The sequence below is a fragment of the Allobosea sp. P2_A10 genome (assembly GCF_056405115.1).
On record NZ_JBFUCS010000005.1, the window covers coordinates 1 to 22,556 of the forward strand.

25 protein-coding genes and 1 pseudogene are annotated in these 22,556 nt (G+C 64.9%); 15 read left to right on the forward strand and 11 right to left on the reverse strand.

Annotated elements, in window-relative coordinates; genetic code table 11:
- Positions 1-160: 160 nt before the first annotated feature.
- The 3 genes and pseudogenes from AC1DZY_RS08900 to AC1DZY_RS08910 all read left to right on the forward strand — a co-directional run bounded on the left by AC1DZY_RS08900 (position 161) and on the right by AC1DZY_RS08910 (position 2,611).
- On the forward strand, positions 161-1,312 hold the full coding sequence (locus tag AC1DZY_RS08900) for an ImmA/IrrE family metallo-endopeptidase (RefSeq protein WP_476819748.1): 1,152 nt from the start codon (positions 161-163) through the stop codon (positions 1,310-1,312).
- Positions 1,313-1,418: 106 nt separating this feature from the next.
- Positions 1,419-1,595: pseudogene (locus AC1DZY_RS08905) on the forward strand (glutamine amidotransferase-related protein); the annotation flags it as partial.
- 194 nt (positions 1,596-1,789) lie between these two features.
- The gene (locus AC1DZY_RS08910; protein ID WP_476819749.1) at positions 1,790-2,611 is read left to right on the forward strand and encodes a prephenate dehydrogenase/arogenate dehydrogenase family protein; all 822 of its coding nucleotides are present in this window, start codon (positions 1,790-1,792) and stop codon (positions 2,609-2,611) included.
- A 52-nt stretch (positions 2,612-2,663) separates the two neighbouring features.
- Here AC1DZY_RS08910 and AC1DZY_RS08915 read toward each other — a convergent pair whose 3' ends face one another.
- Positions 2,664-3,074, reverse strand: coding sequence for a hypothetical protein (locus tag AC1DZY_RS08915; protein ID WP_476819750.1), 411 nt, complete (start codon positions 3,072-3,074; stop codon positions 2,664-2,666).
- 10 nt (positions 3,075-3,084) lie between these two features.
- Entirely contained in the window at positions 3,085-4,017 is a 933-nt protein-coding gene (locus AC1DZY_RS08920; protein WP_476820026.1) for a LysR family transcriptional regulator, read from the reverse strand.
- A gap of 89 nt (positions 4,018-4,106) precedes the next feature.
- On the opposite strand from AC1DZY_RS08920, the gene AC1DZY_RS08925 reads away from it, so the two are divergent.
- Positions 4,107-5,006 carry a DMT family transporter gene (locus tag AC1DZY_RS08925; RefSeq protein WP_476819751.1) on the forward strand — a complete coding sequence of 300 codons (900 nt, stop codon included), beginning with the start codon at positions 4,107-4,109 and terminating at the stop codon, positions 5,004-5,006.
- A gap of 46 nt (positions 5,007-5,052) precedes the next feature.
- Positions 5,053-5,568: a GNAT family N-acetyltransferase gene (locus tag AC1DZY_RS08930; protein ID WP_476819752.1), complete on the forward strand. Its 516-nt coding sequence runs from the start codon at positions 5,053-5,055 to the stop codon at positions 5,566-5,568.
- Positions 5,569-5,581: 13 nt separating this feature from the next.
- Here AC1DZY_RS08930 and AC1DZY_RS08935 read toward each other — a convergent pair whose 3' ends face one another.
- A complete protein-coding gene (locus AC1DZY_RS08935; protein ID WP_476819753.1) occupies positions 5,582-5,833 on the reverse strand; it encodes a hypothetical protein in 252 nt (83 codons plus the stop codon).
- Positions 5,834-5,837: 4 nt separating this feature from the next.
- Complete coding sequence (locus tag AC1DZY_RS08940) at positions 5,838-7,091, reverse strand: class I SAM-dependent methyltransferase (protein ID WP_476819754.1); 1,254 nt, start codon at positions 7,089-7,091, stop codon at positions 5,838-5,840.
- Between the two features lie 181 nt (positions 7,092-7,272).
- Here AC1DZY_RS08940 and AC1DZY_RS08945 point away from each other — a divergent pair, with 181 nt between their 5' ends.
- Positions 7,273-7,482: a hypothetical protein gene (locus tag AC1DZY_RS08945; protein ID WP_476819755.1), complete on the forward strand. Its 210-nt coding sequence runs from the start codon at positions 7,273-7,275 to the stop codon at positions 7,480-7,482.
- An 87-nt stretch (positions 7,483-7,569) separates the two neighbouring features.
- A complete protein-coding gene (locus AC1DZY_RS08950) occupies positions 7,570-8,268 on the forward strand; it encodes a class I SAM-dependent methyltransferase (RefSeq protein ID WP_476819756.1) in 699 nt (232 codons plus the stop codon).
- 4 nt (positions 8,269-8,272) lie between these two features.
- Here the strand turns inward: AC1DZY_RS08950 and AC1DZY_RS08955 are convergent, their stop codons facing one another.
- The 4 genes from AC1DZY_RS08955 to AC1DZY_RS08970 form a co-directional block, all read right to left on the reverse strand.
- Positions 8,273-8,605 (reverse strand): hypothetical protein, encoded by a 333-nt coding sequence (locus AC1DZY_RS08955; protein WP_476819757.1) that lies wholly within the window; start codon positions 8,603-8,605, stop codon positions 8,273-8,275.
- A 99-nt stretch (positions 8,606-8,704) separates the two neighbouring features.
- Complete coding sequence (locus tag AC1DZY_RS08960; protein WP_476819758.1) at positions 8,705-8,977, reverse strand: YciI family protein; 273 nt, start codon at positions 8,975-8,977, stop codon at positions 8,705-8,707.
- Between the two features lie 223 nt (positions 8,978-9,200).
- Positions 9,201-9,608: a GtrA family protein gene (locus AC1DZY_RS08965; RefSeq protein WP_476819759.1), complete on the reverse strand. Its 408-nt coding sequence runs from the start codon at positions 9,606-9,608 to the stop codon at positions 9,201-9,203.
- Between the two features lie 49 nt (positions 9,609-9,657).
- Positions 9,658-10,065, reverse strand: a complete 408-nt coding sequence (locus tag AC1DZY_RS08970; protein ID WP_476819760.1) for an ArsR/SmtB family transcription factor — start codon at positions 10,063-10,065, stop codon at positions 9,658-9,660.
- 128 nt (positions 10,066-10,193) lie between these two features.
- On the opposite strand from AC1DZY_RS08970, the gene AC1DZY_RS08975 reads away from it, so the two are divergent.
- The 5 genes from AC1DZY_RS08975 (at position 10,194) to AC1DZY_RS08995 (ending at position 16,678) form a co-directional block, all read left to right on the forward strand.
- A complete protein-coding gene (locus AC1DZY_RS08975) occupies positions 10,194-11,411 on the forward strand; it encodes an MFS transporter (protein ID WP_476819761.1) in 1,218 nt (405 codons plus the stop codon).
- 144 nt (positions 11,412-11,555) lie between these two features.
- A complete protein-coding gene (gene carB, locus AC1DZY_RS08980) occupies positions 11,556-14,903 on the forward strand; it encodes a carbamoyl-phosphate synthase large subunit (protein WP_476819762.1) in 3,348 nt (1,115 codons plus the stop codon).
- Positions 14,904-15,016: 113 nt separating this feature from the next.
- Entirely contained in the window at positions 15,017-15,493 is a 477-nt protein-coding gene (gene greA / locus AC1DZY_RS08985; RefSeq protein WP_476819763.1) for a transcription elongation factor GreA, read from the forward strand.
- A 77-nt stretch (positions 15,494-15,570) separates the two neighbouring features.
- Positions 15,571-16,083: a hypothetical protein gene (locus AC1DZY_RS08990; RefSeq protein ID WP_476819764.1), complete on the forward strand. Its 513-nt coding sequence runs from the start codon at positions 15,571-15,573 to the stop codon at positions 16,081-16,083.
- Positions 16,084-16,210: 127 nt separating this feature from the next.
- Positions 16,211-16,678: a hypothetical protein gene (locus AC1DZY_RS08995; protein WP_476819765.1), complete on the forward strand. Its 468-nt coding sequence runs from the start codon at positions 16,211-16,213 to the stop codon at positions 16,676-16,678.
- 10 nt (positions 16,679-16,688) lie between these two features.
- Here the strand turns inward: AC1DZY_RS08995 and AC1DZY_RS09000 are convergent, their stop codons facing one another.
- Complete coding sequence (locus AC1DZY_RS09000; protein WP_476819766.1) at positions 16,689-17,153, reverse strand: Lrp/AsnC family transcriptional regulator; 465 nt, start codon at positions 17,151-17,153, stop codon at positions 16,689-16,691.
- Positions 17,154-17,252: 99 nt separating this feature from the next.
- On the opposite strand from AC1DZY_RS09000, the gene AC1DZY_RS09005 reads away from it, so the two are divergent.
- The 3 genes from AC1DZY_RS09005 to AC1DZY_RS09015 all read left to right on the forward strand — a co-directional run bounded on the left by AC1DZY_RS09005 (position 17,253) and on the right by AC1DZY_RS09015 (position 20,455).
- The gene (locus tag AC1DZY_RS09005; protein WP_476819767.1) at positions 17,253-18,236 is read left to right on the forward strand and encodes a mitochondrial fission ELM1 family protein; all 984 of its coding nucleotides are present in this window, start codon (positions 17,253-17,255) and stop codon (positions 18,234-18,236) included.
- Positions 18,237-18,456: 220 nt separating this feature from the next.
- A complete protein-coding gene (gene trxB / locus AC1DZY_RS09010) occupies positions 18,457-19,422 on the forward strand; it encodes a thioredoxin-disulfide reductase (RefSeq protein WP_476819768.1) in 966 nt (321 codons plus the stop codon).
- Positions 19,423-19,564: 142 nt separating this feature from the next.
- On the forward strand, positions 19,565-20,455 hold the full coding sequence (locus tag AC1DZY_RS09015; protein ID WP_476819769.1) for a LysR family transcriptional regulator: 891 nt from the start codon (positions 19,565-19,567) through the stop codon (positions 20,453-20,455).
- Between the two features lie 458 nt (positions 20,456-20,913).
- Here the strand turns inward: AC1DZY_RS09015 and AC1DZY_RS09020 are convergent, their stop codons facing one another.
- The gene (locus tag AC1DZY_RS09020; protein ID WP_476819770.1) at positions 20,914-21,477 is read right to left on the reverse strand and encodes a methylated-DNA--[protein]-cysteine S-methyltransferase; all 564 of its coding nucleotides are present in this window, start codon (positions 21,475-21,477) and stop codon (positions 20,914-20,916) included.
- 121 nt (positions 21,478-21,598) lie between these two features.
- Positions 21,599-22,555, reverse strand: coding sequence for a protein-methionine-sulfoxide reductase catalytic subunit MsrP (gene msrP, locus AC1DZY_RS09025; RefSeq protein ID WP_476819771.1), 957 nt, complete (start codon positions 22,553-22,555; stop codon positions 21,599-21,601).
- Position 22,556 lies beyond the last annotated feature (1 nt).

Below are 22,556 nucleotides of genomic sequence, written 5' to 3' on the forward strand. Positions count from 1 at the left end.
GCCGCCAAGCTCAAGGCGCACCTGCGAGCCGCCCAGGCACGAACCTTCGACGCCCTCTGGAGGGCCGTCGGAAACATCTGCGAACTCTTCTCGCCAGCCGAATGCCGAAACTTCTTCAAACACGCAGGATATGCGTATGATTAACCGTCCGATGCTCTAGATGAAGAAATTTGCTGCGGTTGACCTATGGGGTCAAATGCTTGAGCGGGCCAGACAGAACGACTGGTCCACATTTATCGATCCGGATCATGAAGAAAGCGAGGAAAGAAAAGCTCAAATTGAGCAAGGTTTTCTGGACTCCGGCTGGACACGCGAAGACATAGAGCACCTTTCTAAAATCGACTCTGAGAGAGCATTGTCAGCGCCAGTCACAAGCCCTGGCGTCAGTAGGCAATCGGAATTCATGCTGAAGCGCTTGACGGACATGATGGCAGGCGGCCTATCGGAAGCCCAGCGAAATCAGTCATCGAAGGTCCACTTCGCTGTAGAACCAAAGGCCGGACCTTTTGTCTCGACTGTAAACGTTATCATGACCGACCAGGTCGTTATTACAATGGGAACGCATTTTACGCGATTTTGTGGACTGATATCGCGGGCCTACATAAGAACTTGCAATCTTCAGCCATTTAATACCGGCACCGAGTGCAATAAAGAAATTTTAGTATCTTGCCTGCGCGATAATCCAAAATTAATATTGTATTGGTGGAGGATTTTATTTTCTTTCGCATTGACCGGAACGCATGCGCTAACAAATTTTGCCCCGTCATCGCCTCGTGAAGTTCTATTGATGGAACAAATGGCTGCAGCGATGGAAATTTTTGCACTGGCGCATGAGTTAGGGCATCATTGTCTATCTCACGGAAGAAGACTAACTGATACGAATAGTGCGAAACAAGAAGAATTTGAGGCTGACCAGTTTGCAGTCGACCTATGTGAAAACACAGAAAAAAGCGAAACTTATCAAAGAATGCAAGGGTATAGAATGTCGAATCCATATCTATGGACGGGATCAGGAGGAATTCTGCTTCTCGGATCAATAGATATATTTCGAAGAATTAAAGGCAAGATATATGGAGAAAATACTCTTGATACACACCCATCATTTTCCAGCCGAGCGAGCATGATCAAAAATTCATGCGTACTACAACCTTTAAAACATGCAACGAAGTTTGATTTTTGTATTTCAGTTGAAAATATAATCGAACGTGTTAGTCTAGAAATTGATAGAATAATAAATATGGAATCATTTATTAGAAATTTAAATATCCCCCAAAAAGACTGGGAACACGAAACTCACAATTTCTCAAAATAGCCGACCTAAAACTATGATTTGAATCGAGAACGTCCGCAAGCAGATCGCTTTCATCAAGGCGTCGGCCGCGCTGCAGAAGGCGAAACGTTCCGTCTCGTCGGCCTATGCCGTCGAAACCCATGTCTCGCTCTTCGATGGCTCCAACAGCGGTTTTGCGCTGACCGATCGCCCGGCCTTCAGCGTCCAGCACCACCCGGAAGCCTCGCCCGGCCCACAGGACAGCCACTACCTCTTCGCCCGCTTCGTCGCGATGATGGAGAGCGAGAAGGCGAAGGCGGTCTAAGTCTGGTGGCGCTCGCATTGACAAGAGAGCCCTGCCGCGCTTGAAGCAGACCATGACCCAAGCGACCTGCCTCGCCCGGAGCTATTACGCCCCCTCCTCATAAGGGCGGGTCGAATTTCCATGTTCAACCGCCGCGCTGGCGGTTGAAATCAGGCAGTCACCCGGCATCGCGGCCCCTCAAAGGGACCACGACGATGCCGACCACGCGAAAAACCCTCTCCTCGATCGGCCTGATGGGCTTTGGCGCCTTCGGGCGGTTGATGGCGCGCCATCTCCAGCCGCATTTGCCGCTGATCGTGTTCGATCCTGCGAACCCGGCCGCGCCCGACCCGGCCGGTCGCGGCCTCATGCCGGGCGGCATCGCCGAGGTCGCGGCCTGCGACATCGTCATCCTCGCCGTGCCAGTCGACGGACTTGGCGAAGCCATTGTCGCCCTGCGCCCGCATCTGCGCGCCGGGACGATCGTGCTCGATGTCGGCTCGGTGAAGATCGAACCGGCGCGGCTGCTGCTCGCAGGCCTGCCCGACGATGTCGAGATCATCGGCACGCATCCGCTGTTTGGCCCGCAGAGCGCGCGCGAAGGCCTCGCAGGCCTCAGGATCGCGCTTTGCCCGATCCGCGGCGACAGCGTGCGCCGGATCGCAGCCTTCCTACGCCGCAGGCTCGGACTCGACGTCATCCTGACCACGCCCGACGCGCATGACCGCGACATGGCGCTGGTCCAGGGCCTGACCCATCTCGTCGCGAAGATTCTCGTGCGCATGGAGCCCGTGCCGCGCCGGATGACGACGCGGAGCTTCGAACTCCTGATGCAGGCGACCGAGATGGTCCGCCACGACGCTACCGGCGTCTTCCACGCGATCGAACGCGCCAACCCGCATGCGCGGGCGGTGCGGGAGCGGTTTTTCGCTTATGCGGAGGAGATCATGGCGGGGCTGGAGCAGGACCATGGCGAAGAGCGACCGCCTGCCAAGAGCGTGACCTTTGCCGAATTGGCCGAAGTGCGCCTTTGTTGAGGCCCAACGTCCGGCAACGCCATGGCGCTCAAAATGCGAACGACTGGCGGCTCTAGAAGAATGTCGCCAGGAACGCCGCCGCCGCATCCGAAATTCCGACGATCTTGTTCGTCGCCTGACGATAGAACTTGAAGTTGAGCTCGGTCCGGGGCTCGCCGTCAGCCCAGTCGGTCAGGTGCTTGAGCTCGCTGCGCCCCAGCGGCTGCTTCGCGAGCGCGACCCTCCGGACGGCAAGATCGACGCGCGGCGTTTGCCTGGCGACGCCGCGCTGCCTTGCGACCATTTGGGCCGATGTGACGACGCCGCGCGCGACAAGGCTCCGCCCGCCTTCGTTCTCGCTCGCAAACACGAAAACCGTGTCGCCTTCGGCGATGTGCTTGCCGCCATACATCGTCTTCTGAGCGGCGAATATGAAAGTCGTCGCCTGCGGATCGGCAATCCCGGCCTTGATCGCAAACGTCATCTGCCCATCGTTACCGCGTCCTCGCAGCACTCGCCAAAAATCCCGCCAGCCGCTCCTGCGGCACCTCCGCCTCCGCCGCGATCCTGATGGCCAGCGCCTGCGCCGCCGGGCGCATGCCGCCGAGCGGGCGGTCGAGCCAGTAGGACACCGGGTTCAGCGCGATCCGCTCGTCGACCATCGCGACACGGCCGGCCGCGACCTGCTCCTGCGCCAGAGGCGGGCGGGCGAGCGCGATGCCGAGTCCATGGGCGGCTGCGTCGAGCACGAGGTTGTAGTCCTCGAAGCGCCGGTCCTGCGGGCGCGGTCGATAGTCGAGCCCCTGCGCCGAGAACCAGGCCTTCCAGCCGGCGGCATCGGAATCGTGGATCAGCGGCTGGTCGAGCAGGCGTTCCGGCCGGCCCGGCCCGATCGCAGCAGCGAGTTCCGGTGAGGCGATCGGGAAGCACCATTCCTCGAAAAGCTGCAGCGAGACCCGGTCGGCCGCGCCGCCGCGCCCGCAGCGAATGCCGAGATCGACGCCCTCCTCCTCGAAATCGACCTTGCGATGCTCGACCTGCAGTACCGCGCGCAAGGCCGGATCACCACCTTCAAGCTGGCTCAGACGCGGCATCAACCAGAGCGAACAGACCGAAGGCGGCGCGCTGAGGCGCACCACGGCGGCGCCGCGCTGTTCCCGCCAACGATCCGAGGTATCGGCGATCAGCGCGAAAGCCTCCTGCGTGCGCTGGAGCAGGCGCTGGCCCTCGGGCGTCAGCGCGACGCCGCGCGCCTGCCGCAGAAAGAGACGCAACCCCAGCCAATGCTCGAGCCGCGCCACCTGCCGGCTGATCGCGCCATGGGTCAGGTTCAGCGCCTGCGCCGCCGCCGAGAAGCTGCCGGTGCGGGCGGCAGCCTCGAAGGCGCGCAGGGTTTCGAGCGGCGGCAGGGTCAAGCTGTGATCCATCATCACAACTCATCCTCGAATTCCTCGTTTGTCAATCAGCTCCGCGAGGCGTCTATCGGCGACATCTCCCCGTCACGCGGAAAGCCGCCATGTCCAGCGCCTGCCCTCCACTCGCTGCCAAACCCGGCATCGCACTCGATGCGACGCTGATCTTCACCATCACCTTCACGGTCACGGCCTGGGCCTCGTCCTTCCCGGCGATCAGGGCCGGGCTCGCCGGCTTCGGCCCGGCGGAAATGGCGGCGCTGCGCTTTGCACTCGCTGGCGTCCCCGCCGCGCTGTTCCTCGTGGCGACGCGGGCGAAGCTGCCGGGGCGCGCCGATATCTGGCGCTTCCTCGTCGGCGGGGTCGTCTTCATCGCAGCCTATGCGGTGCTGCTGAATTTCGGCCAGCGCATCGTCTCGGCCGGCCCTGCCGCCTTCATCATCAACACCAACCCGATCATGACGGCGGTGCTGGCGATGATGCTGCTTGGCGAGCGTTTCAGCCTGACGGCATGGCTTGGCACCGCGCTCTCCTTCGCCGGCATCGGCGTGATCGCACTCGGCAAGGGGCTCGATGTCGAGATCGGGCTTTCCGTGCTGCTGATTCTCGGCGCGGCCTTCTGCAACGCCATCACGACCGTGGTTCAAAAGCCGCTCTTTGCCCGCCACAAGCCGCTCTCGGTCGCGGCCTGGAACATGGCGATCGGCGGCTTCGTGCTGCTGCCCTTCCTGCCCGGCGCCATCGCCCAGGCGCAGGTCGCGCCCAGCGTCTCGCTCTGGTCGGTGGTCTATCTCGCCATCGTGCCGAGCCTGATCGCCTACGGCACCTGGGCGATCACGCTGTCGCGCCTGCCCGCCGGCCGCGCCGCCAATTTCCAGTACTGCGTGCCGCCGATGGCGGCGCTGATGGGCTTCCTCTGGCTTGGCGAGGTGCCGACGCTGTTTGGCGTCATCGGCGGGGTGATGGCGCTGGCGGGCGTGGTCGTCGTCAACCTGAAACGCTGAAGCGGCCTTGCGCCGGCGCGGCGGGTGATGTTGCGTGGCCCGCGCCATGAGCACCACCATCCGCCCTCTTGCAGCCGCCGATGCCAAAGCCTGGCGCGCCTTGCGTCTGGCCGCGCTCCTCGACGCGCCGGAAGCCTTCGGCGCAAGCCATGCCGACGAGGCGGCACGCCCGCTCTCGGCCTTCGCCGAGCGAATTTCGCCGCCGCCGCCAAGCCTCGTCTTTGGCGCCTTCGCCGGCGAAAACCTCATCGGCATGGCGGGTTTTCTAGCCGGAGCGACACAAAAGACCCAACATCGCGGCACGCTCTGGGGCGTCTATGTCGCGCCGGAAGATCGCGAGCGCGGCCTTGCGGCGGAAATGGTGGAAACGGTGATAGGCCACGCCGCGCAGCATGTGCTGGTCCTGCAGGCGCGCGTCGTCACCACGAACACGAGCGCGCGCCGGCTCTATGTGCGGCTCGGCTTTCGCGACTACGGCGTCGAGGCCAAGGCGCTGCGGGTCGGCGATGCCTTCCACGACGAGGCGCTGATTGCGCTGGAATTTCCTGCAGCGACAGACTGATCAGACACCGGCTTCAGCGGCGTTCGAGCACCTCGGTGAGCCAACCCACGGCTCCCGCCGCAGCCGCCAGCGCCGCGTTCTTTGTCGGATAGCTCAGGCCGGAATAGTGCTGCACCGGCGTCCAGCTCCGATCCTCGACATCGCGCCGGAACTCCTCGAAGCCGAAGCTGCCGTCGGGCCGCGAGAACAGATCGACGCAACGATCATGATCCTCGTTCTCGATGCTGTCGAAAACCAGCCAGGATCGGTCGAGGCGGCGCGCCATTCGCTTAGAATCCCCGCGCCTCCAGCGTCTTCTCGTCATCGGTGATGTAGTCGCGCACCACCGGCACGGCGCTCTTATGCGGCCCGAGCAGGAGCTGGAAGACCATGTCGCCGCCGATGTCGAAGGAGATCGAGCAGGCGCAGAGGTAGAACTCCCACATCCGCGCGAAACGCTCGCCCATCATCGCGACCACCTCGGTGCGATGCGCCATGAAGCGTTCGCGCCAGGCCTCCAGCGTCCAGTGGTAGTGCCGGCGCCAGAACTCGCAGTCGGAATGCCACAGCCCGGTCTGCTCGACCGCCGCAAACACCTCCGAAAGCGCCGGCGCATAGCCACCCGGGAAGATGTACTTCTCGAAGAACGGCCCGGTGAAGCCGGGCGGGCCGACGCGGCCGATGCAATGCACTAGCGCGATCCCGTTCGGCGTCAGCAGGTCGCGGATTTTCTCGAAATATTCAAGATAATGCGCGACGCCGACATGCTCCATCATCCCGACGGAGACGACGCGGTCGAAGGTGCCCGTGAGCTCGCGATAGTCCTTGTTGATGAAGGTCACGGCTTCGCCGACACCGGCCGCATCCGCCCGCTTCTGCGCCGCCGCCATCTGGTCTGGCGAAACGTTCAGCCCCGTCACCTTCGCGCCGCAGGCCTTCGCCAGATAGATCGCCAGTTCCCCCCAGCCCGAGCCGATGTCGAGCACGCTCATGCCGGGCTCGATCTTCAGCTTGGCGGCGAGATGGCGCAATTTCGCCTTCTGCGCGGCCTCCAGCCCAACCTCGGGCGAGTGCCAGTAGGCGCAGGAATAGGTCATCGTCTCATCGAGCCAGAGCTTATAGAACTGGGTGGGAATGTCGTAGTGGTGCTTGACCTTCTTGCCGGCAGCGCCGAGCGGATTGTGCATCCGGAAGCGCCGGATGCGGAAGCGGATGTTCCTGATGACCTTCTGAATCGGGTGCTTGCGCAGTTCCTTGCGCTGCATCCAGAACAGGCTCAGCAGATCGTGGATCGAGCCCTCCTCGAAATCGATCCTGCCGTCCATGTAGCCCTCGGCCATGGCGAGCTCGGGATTGAGGAAGATCTCGCGCTCGATCCGGTCGTCGTGGAAACGCACCGTCACCGAGGGCACCGTCTTCGTCGCGCCGGCGAACAGGATCTCGGCCGGCCCCGAGCCGAAGACATGGCGCTGGTTGTCGGGCGTGATCACCGTCAGGCGTCCGAGCCTGACGAAGCGCTTCAGAAGTTTAGGCAATAGCAGCATGCGGTGTCCCCGGCGTGTCGCCCAGCATAGGGCGAGGCGGCGCGACAGGGAAATGCACAGAAACGCCGCCGGGACTGAAATCACGACATCTGGCGTCGCTGCGCGATGCCGCGATCAGATCGGCTGGAACAATCGCGCTCCTGATCTCGTTTAGGCGGCGTCTATATGCCGGAGCCTCGCCATGGACACAGATCGGATCAACCGCATCGCCCGCGCGCTTTGCCGCGCCGCCCGGCTCGACCCCGACGAGCCCGTCGCGGCGGCGGAACGCGAACCGGGCCGCGTCGACGCCGACACAGCTCAGGAGCCGCCGGCGGCCTGGACGCTGTTTCGCGAGGCGGCCGAGGCTTTCGTCGCGCGCCATGGCGACCGCGTCGTCGCACGTCAGTAACCGCCGCGCAGGCTTGCGGAAGCCGGCCGCCTGCGCTTACTCCTGCGCCTGCCCCGACGATGGCGGCGCAAGCGAGACGGCGAAGCAATGTCCTGGCGCGATTTCTGGAACGGCGAGCACTCGATCTACGTCTCGCCGCGCCACAAGGCCCTGCATTATCGCGGCATAGCCCGGGACATCGTCGCCCATATCCCGACGCGTGACGCAGTCGTGCTCGATGTCGGCTGCGGCGAGGCGCTGAGCGCCGATCTCGTCGCCGCAGCCTGCGGCAAGCTCTATCTCTGCGAGGCCGCGCCGAATGTGCGCGAGAAGCTGCGCGCCGGGTTCGGGCGGATCGACAATGTCACCGTGGTCTCGCCCGAAGAGGTCGAGGCCCTGCCCGACGCCACGCTCGACCTCGTCGTCGCCAATTCGCTGATCCAGTATCTGAAGCGCGAGGAACTGATCGCCGCGCTCCAGACCTGGCTGGCCAAGCTGAAACCCGGCGGTAAGCTCGTGATCGCCGATGTGATCCCGCCCGATGTCAGCCCGCTGACCGACGCCTCGCAGTTGCTCGCCTTCGCCTGGCGCGGCGGTTTTCTGGGCGCCGCGCTGGCCGGCCTCGTGCGCACCGCATTCTCCGACTACCGAAAGCTGCGCGCGCAATATGGGCTTTCGACCTATGCCGAGGCCGATATCGCCGGACTGATCGCGCAAGCAGGATTCGAGGGCGTGACGTCCGCGAAAAACTTCGGCCACAACCCGCACCGGATGACGTTTGTGGCGCGCAAGGCGGTCTCGGCCTGAGCGCTCAGTCCAGCCGCTGATTGTCGACGAACCAGTTCTTGCCCCGATAGCGGATTTCGGACGCGCCCGCCCCGGCATCTTCGTCCACGACGACGACCCTCGTCCTGGCGGCAATGCGCAGGGGGCAGGCCTTGCTCATCCGCGCGCCTTTCGGCCTCAGGGAGGCCAGCCCATACTCGTGCCACGCCGCCCAGCTGTTGCAGGCGAAAGTATTGCGATTGACCGTCGCAGCGCGCTCGGCGGACGCAGCCGGCGTCCATCCGGCCAGCACGACGACGATGATGGCCGCTTTCGACATGAGAGACATCGAGCCGTCTCCTTCGATGCGCGGCATCATCCGTGCTCGCCTCGACGACTTGCTGCGATCGGCCGGCCGCCTGTCAAGACTGCCGGAGCGAATGACGGGCGCCACCGAACGACGCGAAACCCATCCGGGTCAGAGGAACGCGCGCACCTCGATCGGCACCCGGCACGCGACGGTCGCCTTGCGCGCCCAAGCCAGGGCTTCGTCCATGCTGGCGGCTTCCAATATCCAGAAACCGCCGATCAGCTCCTTGCTCTCCAGATACGGCCCATCGGTGACGACGACCTTGCCATCGGGCTGAGCCCGCACCGACTTCGCACGCCTTGGCGGCTCCAGCCCGCCGGCGAAAAATCGGGCGCCGGCTGCTTCCATCTCCTCGTTGAGCACGTCGATGTCGCGCATCATCGCTTCATCCTCGACGGACGGATCATAGTCGTGGGGGTGAATAACGGCGACCAGATACTGTGTCATGACGTCTCCATGGCGGTTTCCAGGCGGGCGGCTGCCTCGCCTTCACCATAGCGTCGAACGGCCGGGCCTGAATTCGACAGCCCTCGCCAAAAAAAGCGGCTGCTTATCGTCGCGGGCGATCGAAAGCCAGGAGCCGCCGCAGCGACCGACGCTTCACTCACGCGCCTTCGCGATCCGCGAACGAAAAGAACTTGTGCCCCAGAAACGAGAACACCATCACGAAGCCGGTGGTGACGAATTGCATCGGCAGATAGGGCAGCCCGGCTCGCGCCACGAACAGATGCATCAGGATGCCGGTCAGCACGAAGCCCCCCGCTGCGATCACGGCGAAGCGCCAGCCGGCCTGGGCGTGGCTGCGGGTGGCGTCAAACGTAAGCCAGCGGTTCAGCAGGTACGAGACGACCGCACCGAGCACGAAACCCGCCAGCGTCGCCGGCACCGGATCGACATGGCCGAGCTCGACCAGCCCGATCAGCGCCGCGTAATGCGCAACCGCCGTGATGCCGCCGGCGACGACATAGGCCAGGAGCTGGCGGAACTGGCGCGGGTAGCAGCGAAACGGCATGGCGCGCTTATAACGCCCTTACCCCAATGAAGCCTGAACGGTTGCGCGCTCAGGCGACCGTCAACGGCCCGGTCGACAGGCGTGGCAGGTTGGGGTCGCGCCGGGCTGTCGCAAGCACGCTGTCGAGCAGGCCGGGGAAGCGCCGGTCGAGTTCCTCGCGCCGGATCGAGAGATAGCGCGAGGTGCCCTCGACCCGGAAGCGCGTGATCCCGGCCTCGCGCAGCTTGGCGAAGTGATAGGACAACAGCGAGGGCGAGCCGAACTCGGTGAAGCTGCCGCAGCGCGCCTTTTCGACCTCCGGCACGTCGGCGAGCGCGACCAGGATGGCGAGCCGGATCGGATCGGCCAGCGCCGCGAAGACGTCGGCTGGCGCGACATCGTCGATATCGGGGTGGAACACCGGTTTCATGACCAAGCCGAGATAGGCGATCGGCTCGCTCCTGACAAGTTTCAACATTCCTTGAAATTAGCCTTGACGGATCACCGCGAGCGATCATAATTCAACGATCATTGAAATATTGAAATTGACCGGCGCGTTGCGCCGGCCTTTCGGATCCCGATGCTTTCACAGCAAGGACATGTCCCATGGACGCACGTCTCCTCTGGCTCGCCGGCGGCGCTTTCGCCATCGGCACCGGCAGCCTCAACATCACCGGCATCCTGCCCCATCTGGCCGAGCGCTTCGCCGTTTCGGTCGATACCGCCGGTCTGCTGATCTCCGTTTTCGCCATCGCCTACGCCATCAGTTCGCCCGTGCTCTCGACCCTGCTTGGCAGCCGCGAGCGCAAATTCGTGCTCGCCGGCGCCATCGCCGTGTTCGGTCTGGCCAATCTCGGGGCCGCCTTTGCCGGCAACTTCGATCATCTCCTGCTCGCGCGCATCGCCATGGCCGCCGCAGCCGGCGTCTACATGCCTGCCGCCAATGCGGTCGCGGTCGCGCTCGTCACCCCCGAGCGGCGCGGGCGGGCGATCGCGCTCGTCAATGGCGGCGTCACGGTCTCGCTGATCCTCGGTGTCCCGCTCGGCACGGCGGCGGCCGCGCTCGGCGGCTGGCACCTCGCCTTCCTGATGGTGACGCTGGTCAGCGCGCTCGCTTTCGCCGGCATCGTCGCCAAGCTGCCGGTCGGGCTGCCGCGCGGCGCCAACACGATGGCCGAACGGCTTGCCGTGGCGCGGCGCGGCGACGTACTGCTCGCGCTTGCCACGACCCTGATGTGGACGACCGGCGTCTTCGTTCTCTACACCTTCATCGCGCCGTTCCTGACGACCCATGCCGGCATCTCCGGCCCCTGGCTCGGCGCGCTGCTGGTCGTGGCGGGACTGGGATCGGCGGTCGGCAACCAGCTCGGCGGCCGGGCGGCCGACCGTTTCGGGCCGGAACGGGCGCTCACCATCTCACTCGTCGTTCTCGCCGTGGCGCTCGCCGCCGCTTCTCTGGTCGCAATCGCTTTGCCCCCGGCCACGGCACTCTTCGTGCTGCCGCTGATCCTGTTTATCTGGAGCGGCGCGGGCTGGGCCGGGCATCCGGCGCAGATGTCGCGGCTGGCGGCGATGGCCCCCGATGCGACCGTGATCGCGCTCTCGCTCAACGCGTCCGCGCTCTATTTCGGCATCGCCGCCGGGGCCGCCATCGGCCAGCAGGTGCTGCGCCATCTCGGCACCGGGCCGCTAGGGCTCATCGGCGCGGCCTGCGAGGTCGTGGCGCTCGCCATCTTGTGGCTGGCGCTCAGTCGCAGGCGCGCTGCCGGGCAGCGCAGCACGGCGATGAGCGAAATCGCGATCGCGCCGACGCCTGTGCGTTGAAGAGCCCGGGGGAGCGCTTTCCGCTTCCCCCCGTCGCTCCTCCCCTCTATAGCGAGCGCCTAGCATTCATCTCAGGCGCTCGCTGGCCTCCGTTCGCCCGATCGGACCTCAAGGCTTGCGCGCGCCCACGAACCGGTCGAGCCCATGCCCAAGCGCACAGACATCAAGTCCATCCTGATCATCGGCGCGGGCCCCATCATCATCGGCCAGGCCTGCGAGTTCGACTATTCCGGCACCCAGGCCTGCAAGACGCTGAAGGCCGAGGGCTACCGCATCATCTTGGTCAATTCCAACCCGGCCACGATCATGACCGACCCGGATCTGGCCGACGCGACCTATGTCGAGCCGATCACGCCCGAGATCGTCGCCAAGATCATCGAAAAGGAGCGCCCCGACGCGCTGCTGCCCACCATGGGTGGCCAGACCGCGCTGAACTGCGCGCTCTCGCTCAACAAGAAGACGATCGTGCAGCCCGACGGCAGCAAGATCAGCGTGCTGGAAAAGTTCGGCGTCGAGATGATCGGCGCCACCGCCGAGGCGATCGACAAGGCCGAGGATCGCGAACTCTTCCGCAACGCGATGACGAAGATCGGGCTGGACACGCCGCGCTCGCACCAGATCAAGACGCTCGGTCAGGCGCTCGATGCGCTTGAGGACATCGGCCTGCCCGCCATCATCCGGCCGTCCTTCACCATGGGCGGCACCGGCGGCGGCATCGCCTACAACAAGAGCGAGTTCATCGACATCGTCGAGCGCGGCATCGACGCCTCGCCGACCAGCGAGGTCCTGATCGAGGAGAGCGTGCTCGGCTGGAAAGAATACGAGATGGAGGTCGTCCGCGACAAAAACGACAACTGCATCATCGTCTGCTCGATCGAGAACATCGACCCGATGGGCGTCCATACCGGCGATTCGATCACGGTGGCACCGGCGCTGACGCTGACCGACAAGGAATACCAGATCATGCGCGACGCCTCACTGGCGGTGCTGCGCGAGATCGGCGTCGAGACCGGCGGTTCCAACGTGCAGTTCGCGGTCGACCCCGCCACCGGGCGCATGATCGTCATCGAGATGAACCCGCGCGTCTCGCGCTCGTCCGCCTTGGCGTCGAAAGCGACGGGTTTCCCGATCGCCAAGGTCGCGGCGCGTCTGGCTGTCGGCTACACCCTCGACGAGATCGAGAACGACATCACCGGCGGCGCAACTCCGGCCTCCTTCGAGCCGACGATCGACTATGTCGTCACCAAGATCCCCCGGTTTGCCTTCGAAAAGTTCCCCGGCGCCGAGCCGACGCTCTCGACGGCGATGAAATCGGTCGGCGAGGCGATGGCGATCGGCCGGACCTTCCAGGAAAGCCTGCAGAAGGCGCTGCGTTCGCTGGAGACCGGGCTCGACGGCCTCGACGAGATCGAGGTCGACGGCATGGGCCATGGCGACGACAAGAACGCGATCAAGGCCGCGCTCTCGACCCCGACGCCGGACCGCATCCTGCAGGTCGCCCAGGCGATGCGCTTCGGCTTCACCGACGAGCAGATCCACGAGAGCTGCAGGATCGACCCCTGGTTCCTCGCCCAGATGCGCGAGATCGTCGACACCGAGGAGAAAATCCGCAAGTTCGGCCTGCCGCGGACGCCGGGCGCCTTCCGGCAGGTCAAGGCGATGGGCTTCTCCGACAAGCGGCTCGCCGCCGTCTCGGCCAAGACGGAAGCCGAGGTCAAGACGCTCAGACGCTCGCTCGATGTACGGCCCGTCTACAAGCGCATCGACACCTGCGCGGCCGAATTCGCCTCGCCGACCGCGTATATGTATTCGACCTACGCCATGCCCTTCGCCGGCAAGGCGTCCGACGAGGCGCGTCCGACCGACAAGAAGAAGGTCGTGATCCTCGGCGGCGGGCCCAACCGCATCGGCCAGGGCATCGAGTTCGACTATTGCTGCTGCCATGCCTGCTACGCGCTGCATGACGCCGGCTACGAGACCATCATGGTCAACTGCAATCCCGAGACCGTCTCGACCGACTACGACACCTCCGACCGGCTCTATTTCGAGCCGCTGACCGCCGAGGACGTGCTCGAAATCCTCGACACCGAAAAGCAGAACGGCACCCTGCATGGCGTCATCGTCCAGTTCGGCGGCCAGACCCCGCTCAAGCTCGCCAATGCGCTGGAGGAGGCCGGCATCCCGATTCTCGGCACCTCGCCCGACATGATCGACCTCGCCGAGGACCGCGACCGCTTCAAGCGCCTGCTCGACAAGCTCCAGCTCAAGCAGCCCAAGAACGGCATCGCCTATTCGGTCGAGCAGGCCCGCATCATTGCCGGCGAACTCGGCCTGCCCTTCGTCGTGCGCCCGTCCTATGTGCTGGGCGGCCGCGCCATGGCGATCATCCGCGACGAGGTGATGTTCGAGGATTATCTGCTGGGCACGCTGCCGAGCCTGATCCCCTCCGAGGTCAAGGCCAAGTATCCCAACGACAAGACCGGCCAGATCAACACCGTTCTCGGCAAGAACCCGCTGCTGTTCGACCGCTATCTTTCGGACGCGATCGAAGTCGATGTCGACTGCCTCAGCGACGGCAAGGACGCCTTCATCGCCGGCATCATGGAACATATCGAGGAGGCCGGCATCCATTCCGGCGATTCGGCCTGCTCTCTGCCGCCGCGCTCGCTCTCGCCTGAGATCATCGCCGAGCTGGAGCGCCAGACCAAAGCGATGGCGCTGGCGCTCGATGTCGGCGGCCTGATGAACGTGCAATACGCCATCCAGAATGGCGTGATCTACGTGCTCGAGGTCAACCCGCGGGCGTCGCGCACCGTGCCCTTCGTCGCCAAGGTCGTCGGCATCCCCGTCGCCAAGATCGCCGCCCGCATCATGGCAGGCGAAAGCCTGGCGAGCTTCGGCCTGAAGGCCCCGACGCTCGATCATGTCGGCGTCAAGGAGGCGGTCTTCCCATTTGCGCGCTTCCCCGGCGTCGATGTGCTGCTCGGGCCGGAGATGCGCTCGACCGGCGAGGTCATCGGGCTCGACCGCTCCTTCGACATCGCCTTCGCCAAGAGCCAGCTCGGCGCGGGCTCCAAGGTGCCGGTCAAGGGCACAGTCTTCGTCTCCGTGCGCGACGAGGACAAGCCGCGCATCGTGCCGAGCATGCGGATGCTGGCCGAGCTCGGCTTCCGCATTCTTGCGACCGGGGGCACGCTGCGCCTGCTCCAAGAGGAAGGCATTTCCGCCGCCAAGATCAACAAGGTGCTGGAAGGCCGCCCGCACGTCGTCGACGCCATCAAGAACGGCGAAATCCAGCTCGTCTTCAACACCACCGACGGGCCGCAGGCACTGGCCGATTCGCGCTCGCTTCGCCGTACGGCCCTCTTGCACAAGGTGCCCTATTATACCACCTTGGCTGGAGCGATCGCAGCGGCGGAAGGCATCAAAGCCTATTGCAGCGGCGATCTCGAAGTACGTTCGCTGCAATCCTATTTCGAGCGTGCCGCCTGACGGCGGCGGGCGGGAAACGGATTTCGGCAGTTTAAGAAACGATCGGACGCACGGGACGCAGGCCGCAAGAGTGCGGCCGGCGGCTTATGGCTTTCGCAATCCGGGATGAGACGATGGAAAAGGTTCCCATGACCGCGGGCGGCTTTGCTGCCCTGGAGGCCGAGCTGAAAGACCGCCAGCAGGTGCAGCGCCAGCGCATCATCGCAGCGATCTCGGAGGCGCGCGCCCATGGCGATCTGTCGGAGAACGCCGAATATCACGCCGCCAAGGAATCGCAGGCTCTCAATGAGGGCCGCGTCCAGGAACTGGAATCGCTGATCGGCAGGGCCGACATCATCGACGTCGCCAAGCTCGCCGGCGGCGACACGATCAAGTTCGGCGCCACCGTCCAGCTGATCGACGACGACACCGAGGAAAAGAAGATCTACCAGATCGTCGGCGAACCCGAATCGGATGTGAAATCCGGCAAGGTCTCGATCGGCTCGCCGATCGCGCGCGCGCTGATCGGCAAGAAGGTCGGCGATTCCGTGCAGGTCAACACGCCCGGCGGCGGCAAATCCTACGAGGTCGTCAGCGTCCAGTTCCGCTGATCGCCAAGTCCGGCGGCGGGGCATGGTAATGTCGCGCGCAAGCGCTATGCTCGTCGCGTGACGCTGGAGACAGATTCATGACCACACGCCGCCGCTTTCTCGCCGCCTCGCTGACGACGCCAGCGCTGATGTTGGCGGGCCTCGACCGCGCCTCGGCGCAGAGCCAGCCTGTGGCGATCGGCGCGATCCGCGTCGATGTCTCCAGGCTCGCCGCGCAGGGCTGGGGCTCGAACGCGCTCGCGATCAAGCTCGGCCTCGAACGCGAACTCACCGCGGCGCTTGGCCCCTATCTGCGGCGCGGCGCCGGCCCGACGCTGAACGTCGCTGTGCGCGGCGTCTTCCTCAACAGCTATGCCGGCGGCGGCGGTGGCGGCCGCGTTGGCGGCGGCGGCAACCAGGGCGCCGACTCGTTCGACAGCGAAGCCTCGCTGGTCGGGCGCGGCAACCGCGTCATCGCAACCTACCCGGTGCTCTCCACAGTACCTTCGAGCGCGGCTGGCCCTTGGTACCTGCCCGACATCGACCAGCGCCGCATGACCGGCCTGATCCAGCACAACGCCGCCTGGATCAAGCGCTACGTCGCCGGCTGACGCCGTTTCACGAGGCCGCGACCGGCGGCCTCCCGCCATGGCAGACGACGACCCCCTCTCCTATCTCCGCTTGTAACGCGAGCGGGTGCTTTCCCGGCTCTTCGCGGAAACCGACAGGAGATCTCCCATGCTCGATCGTCGCGCTTTTATCGCCGCGGGTTTCGCTGCCGCCGCCTTCGCGACCGCCGCTCACGCAGCTCCGGGTCACGCCGCGGGCTCGGTCAAGGTCGACGTCTCGCGCCTTCGCGCACAGGGCCTCGGCCCCAATGCGAGCCGCATCCAGGCCGCGCTGGAGCAGGAACTGGCAGGCGCAGCCGCACCAGGCACCTCGCTCGTCGTCACGGTGCGCGGCATCTCCATGTCGAGCTATGCGGGCAATGCCGGCATGTTCGGCGCGGGCTCGGGCAATGACGGCATCGACAGCGAGGTCGCCGTGATCGACAAGGCCGGCCGCGTCGTCGCGCAGTATCCGATCATGTCGTCGTCCTCGCCGACGCTCGCCGGGCCCTGGTATGCGCCAGGAATCGACCAGCTCAGGCTGGACGCGATGGCGCGCACCAACGCCGGCTGGATCAGGCGCTATGTCAGGGGCTGAGCAGGTCTGATCAGCCCAGAGGAACGATCGGCTCGTCCTTGACGCGATCGAGCGCCAGCGCGGTCCGGACATTGCGGACATTGGGCAGAGAGGTCAGTTCGCCGACGAAATCCTGGAAGGCTTTCAGGTCGGGTGCGACGCATTTCAGGATGAAGTCGATGTCTCCCGAGAGCTTCCAGCATTCGCGCACCGCGTCCCAGGCGCGGATGCGGGCCTGGAACAGCTCCAGATCCGGCTCGGCCTGGCTCGCAAGATGGACGAAGGCGAAGCACACGACCTCGAGCCCGAGCTTGCGTTCGTCGAGTTGGGCGCGATAGCCGGTGATCAGCCCGGCCTCCTCCAGCGCCCTGACCCGGCGCAGGCAGGGCGGCGGCGAGATGCCGACGCGGCTCGCCAGCTCGACATTGGTCATGCGGCCATCGCCCTGAAGCTCGCGCAGGATACGCAGGTCGATGTCGTCGAGCTTGGAGCGCACAAAATTCCCCGGAAAAGGTCGCGCTGGTGTAGACGCAGGCCTTACGCGATACAAGGCATCGACCATGCCACCAAGAAAGCCTTGGCCACGGAGACCGCCTTGTCGACCGAGCCCCTCCCCAGCGTCTGGGTGCTGAGCGACGGCAAGGCCGGCGACGAGCTGCAGTGTGCCGGCGTCGCCGAACGTCTCGGCGTCATGCCCGAGATCAGGCGCGTCGCGCCTCGCCCGCCCTTCGTGTGGCTGATGCCGCGCGGGCCGATCGACCCGCGCGACGGACCCGAACGCGAGGACAGCCCGATCCGCCCGCCCTTCCCCGATATCGTCATCGCCTCGGGCCGGCGCGCCGTGCCTTACGTCCGCGCCGTGAAGAAGGCCTCCAACGGCGCGGTCTTCACGGTGATCCTGAAAGATCCGCGCACCGGCGCTGGGGCCGCCGACCTGATCTGGGTCTCCGAACACGACCGCCTGCGCGGCGACAACGTGCTGGTCACCACGACCTCGCCGCACCGGCTCGCGCCGGAGCGTCTGGCCGCCGCCCGGACGACGCCACCGACCGGGATCGCAGTGCTGCCCGCGCCCCGCGCCGCCGTGCTGGTCGGCGGCGACAGCCGGCATCATCGCTTCCGGACGCAGGACATCGCGCGCTTTGCCGGCCTGCTCGACAGCCTCGCGCAATCGGGCGTCGCGTTGATCGGCTCGCCCTCGCGCCGCACCTCGCCTGCTTTGGGCAAGGCCGTGGCGGATGTGTTCGCGCGCCATGGCGGCTGGTGGTGGGACGGCACGGGCGAGAACCCTTATGTCGCGCTGCTGGCCAATGCCGACGCCATCGTCACCACGGCCGATTCGACCAACATGATCGGCGAGGCGACAGCGACGGGCGCACCGATCCTCGTCTTCGAACCGCATGGCGGCCATGACAAGCTTGCGAGGTTCCTCGCCGCGCTGAAACGGCAAGGGGTTGTGCATGACTTCGCCGGCCGGCTTGAAGGCGCGGCTTACGACCCCATAGACTCCACTCGCCTGATCGCCGCTGCCGTCCGCGAGGGCTGGCTCCGGCATCGGGCGGAACTGGGGCTCGAGTGACAATCTCACCTACGCCGTCATTCCGGACAAGCCGCGAAGCGGCGCCGATCCGGAATCCATCATGGAGTTCGACAGCGCCTTATGATGGATTCCGGGTCTTCGCTGCGCTGCGCCCGGAATGACGACACGAGTTGATCTGGGTGCATTTGCCTATGGCAGTCCAGATCATATCTGACTGTTGAACGACGCGGCTGCGGCCGCGCAACAAGGACGACACCTCATGGCCCACACCCATGCCCGCGTCATGATCGTCGGCTCAGGCCCGGCCGGCTACACCGCCGCGATCTATGCCGCCCGCGCCATGCTGGAGCCGGTGATGATCTCCGGCCTGCAGGCCGGCGGCCAGTTGATGATCACCACCGATGTCGAGAATTATCCAGGCTTCGCCGACGTCATCCAGGGCCCCTGGCTGATGGAGCAGATGCGCGCGCAAGCCGAGCACATGGGCACGAAGATGGTCTCCGACCACATCGCCCGTGTCGACCTCTCGCAGCGCCCCTTCCGGCTCTGGGGCGACGGCTCCGAAACATATTCCTGCGATGCGCTGATCGTCGCCACCGGCGCGCAGGCGAAATGGCTTGGCCTGCCCTCCGAGCAGGCCTTCCAGGGTTTTGGCGTCTCGGCCTGCGCCACCTGCGACGGCTTCTTCTTCCGCAACAAGGAGGTCGTGGTCGTCGGCGGCGGCAACACCGCCGTCGAGGAGGCGCTTTATCTCGCCAACCTCGCCAGCAAGGTGACACTGGTGCATCGGCGCGATTCGCTGCGCGCTGAGCGCGTCATGCAGGACAGGCTCTTCAAGCACCCGAAGATCGCAGTCGTCTGGGACAGCGAGATCGCCGAGATCTGTGGCGGCACGCAGCCGGCCAACGTCACCCATCTGAAGCTGAAGGACCTCAAGACCGGGGCGCAGAGCGAGCTCAGGACCGATGGCGTCTTCATCGCGATCGGCCACAAGCCGGCGACCGAACTCTTCGCCGGGCAGCTGACGATGAACGAATCGGGCTATCTCACGGTCGAGGCCGGCACGACCAACACCAATATCGCCGGCGTCTTCGCCGCAGGCGACGTCACCGACGAGCATTATCGCCAGGCCGTCACGGCAGCCGGTCTCGGCTGCATGGCGGCGCTCGATGCCGAACGCTGGCTGCAGGCCAGCGAACTCGGGCAATTGAAGGCGGCGGAATAGGACGCCTGCTCGATATATCACCAATTTTGATGGATTTAGTCACCAGATTCAGTGTCAAAACCGAGGCTCAATGTCACGCAGACATTGACCTTCAAGGGTTTTGCCCCCCAACATGCACCAAACGCATAACGGGGGGACCGCGGTGGATTGGGACCGCATCAGGATTTTTTATACCGTCGCTGAATCTGGCAGCTTTACCAAGGCGGGAGACGTTCTGGGCCTCAGTCAATCGGCGGTGAGCCGGCAGATCGGGGCGCTGGAGCGCGAATTGCGCGCGCCGTTGTTTCATCGACATACGCGCGGCCTCATTCTGACCGAGCAGGGCGAATTGCTCTGGCGCGCTGCGCGCGAGATGACGCAGCGGCTCGAGCGCACCCGCGCCCAGTTGTCGGAGACGCGCGAGCACCCCTCGGGCGAGCTCAAGGTAACCGCGACGCGCGGCCTCGGCGGCCACTGGCTGACGCCGCGGCTGGCCGAGTTCCTCGATCTCTACCCCGACATCAAGGTCGATCTCATCCTCACCGACGAGGAACTCGACCTTTCGATGCGCGAGGCCGACATCGCGATCCGCCTGCGCCAGCCGCAGCAGCCCGACCTGATCCAGCGCAAGCTCTTCACCGTGCATTTCCACGTCTACGGATCGCCGGCCTATGTGAAGCGCTTCGGCGAGCCGAAGACCTATGAGGAACTGGACAACCACCGCATCCTCTCTTTCGGCGGCACCTCGCCGTCCTATCTGACCGCCGTGCACTGGCTCGGCACGCTTGGCCGCGACCAGCGCAATCCGCGCCCGATCCATCTCACCGTGAACAACATCACGGCGATGAAGCGCGCGGTCGATTCGGGCGCCGGCATCGCCGTGCTGCCCGACTACCTGATCGAGACCGGCTCGACGCTCGTGCAGCTGATGCGCGAGACCGAGATGCCGCAGCTCGAGAGCTATCTGGTCTATCCCGAAGAGATGAAATCGGTCGCCCGCGTGCAGGTCTTCCGCGATTTCCTGATCCAGAAAGCCCAGCGCTGGACCTATTGAGAGCGTTGCGGGACAGAAAGCCGCCTTGCGCACCGCGCGAGGCGGCTTTCTTGCGTTTTACGCATGCAAGCTATCGATAAAGGCTCAATTTGTCACAGTTTAGCGAGCCTCATGCGCTAAGCGCATGCCAGCCCCAAGTTATGCTGCATTGCAAAAAGGCAGCTGCTGCCCGATATAGCAAACACGGTTGTTCGCAACGGGCTCCGCTATCTCCTCCCGGCGTCGAGTTCGTTGCAGCCGTTCCCCTCTGAGATGTTTGGCGCTTGCGCTGGATGTTTCAAACTTCAAAAGCCGGCTCCTTCGGGACGCCGGCTTTTTTTTGCCGTCTCCGCACGCCCCATCCGCGGCACTCTCGTCATGGTCGGGCTTGTCCCGATCATCCCCGTGTTCCCTCGCGGCGCTCTACGCTTAAGACGTGGATGATCGCCACAAGGGCGAGCATGACGGGTGGCGGCCCCTTACCGCCGCCTTGCCTCCAGCGGGAGTGCGTCGAACAGGCCGGGCTCGGCGCTGGTACGCGCCTTCTCGATCGTCAGCATTTTCAGCTTGGTCTCGACGCCGCCATCGGCCGAGAAGCCGCCGGTCTTGCCGCCGGCCGCCAGCACGCGATGACAGGGTACGATCGGGGCAAACGGATTCTGCCCGAGCGCGACGCCGACGGCCCGCGCCGCGCCGGGTTCGCCGATGCGGGCGGCGACCTCGCCATAGGTCAGCGTCTCGCCCGGCGGAATCGCCAGCGCCACGTCGTAGACCTTGCGGTTGAAGGCCGGCACGGCGGAAAGATCGATCGGCAGATGCGAGAGATCGCGTGGCTCGCCCGATAGCAGCGCCGCGATCTCGGCACTGGCTGACGCCACGAAGCCCGCGGGCTGCGCTTCCTCCGCTTCGGGAAAGCGCCGCACCAGGCGCCGACGCGCGGTCCCCTCGTCGCGCTCAGGCAATTGCGAGCCGATCAGGATGTCGCTCTGCCAGACCAGTGCGCAGAGGCCGATGGCGGTCTCGAACAGGCAGAAATACTGCATGACGGTCTCGGGCTTTCGTTCCGGGCAGCGACAAACACGCTGCTCCCCGGACTATCCCCCGGATGGTCGCATACGAACAACCCGATTCCTGTCGGCAGCGTCGTCGCGCCGGCAGATCGGCTCAGACGTAGAGCCGCTCGCCTTCCAGCCCCTTGTAGAGACCCGCGACCTGCTCGGCATAGCCGTTGAACAGCAGCGTCGGGCGGCGCTCGCGCGTCCCCAGCACCTGCTCGCTCGCCTGGCTCCAGCGCGGATGCGAGACCTCCGGGTTCACATTGGCCCAGAAGCCGTATTCCGAGGCCTGCAGCCCTTCCCAGAAGGTCTTTGGCCGCTCGGCAACGAAGGAGATCTTGCTGATCGACTTCACCGATTTGAAGCCGTATTTCCACGGCGTGATCAGCCGCAGCGGTGCGCCATGCTGCGTCGGGATCGGCTTGCCGTAGGCGCCGGTCACGATCAGCGGCATGTCGTTGGTCGCCTCCGCGATGGTCAGGCCTTCGGTATAGGGCCAGGGATACCAGCGCTGCGACTGGCCCGGCGCGACGCGCGGGTTCATGAAAGTCTCGAACTTGATGTATTTCGCCGAGGCCAGCGGCTTGGCGAACTCGACGAGCGATTTCACGGTGAAACCGGTCCAGGGCACGGCCATCGACCAGGTCTCGACGCAGCGGAAGCGATAGAGCCTCTCCTCCAGCGTCATCCTGCGGACGAGATCGTCAAAGCCGATCTCCATCGGCTTCTCGACCATGCCGTCGATCGTCACCATCCACGGCCGCGTCACCAGCTTCTTGGACGCGGCGACCACATCCTTGGACGTGCCGAACTCGTAGAAATTATTGTAGTTCGCCGCGAGATCCTCGTCGGTGACCGGGCGGTCGAGCGTGTAGGCGGCGTTCTTTTTCGCGGGATAGAGATCGAGCGTCGGGTCGGCGCCCTGGGCTGCCGCGATTTTCGGCAGCGCGGCGCTCGCAATCAATCCCGCGCCGGCAGCCATCAGACTGCGACGGTTCATGAAAACGGATTCAGGTGTCGCCTGGCTTTCGGGCATCTCCCAGCCAGCACGGTTCTTGATCAGCATC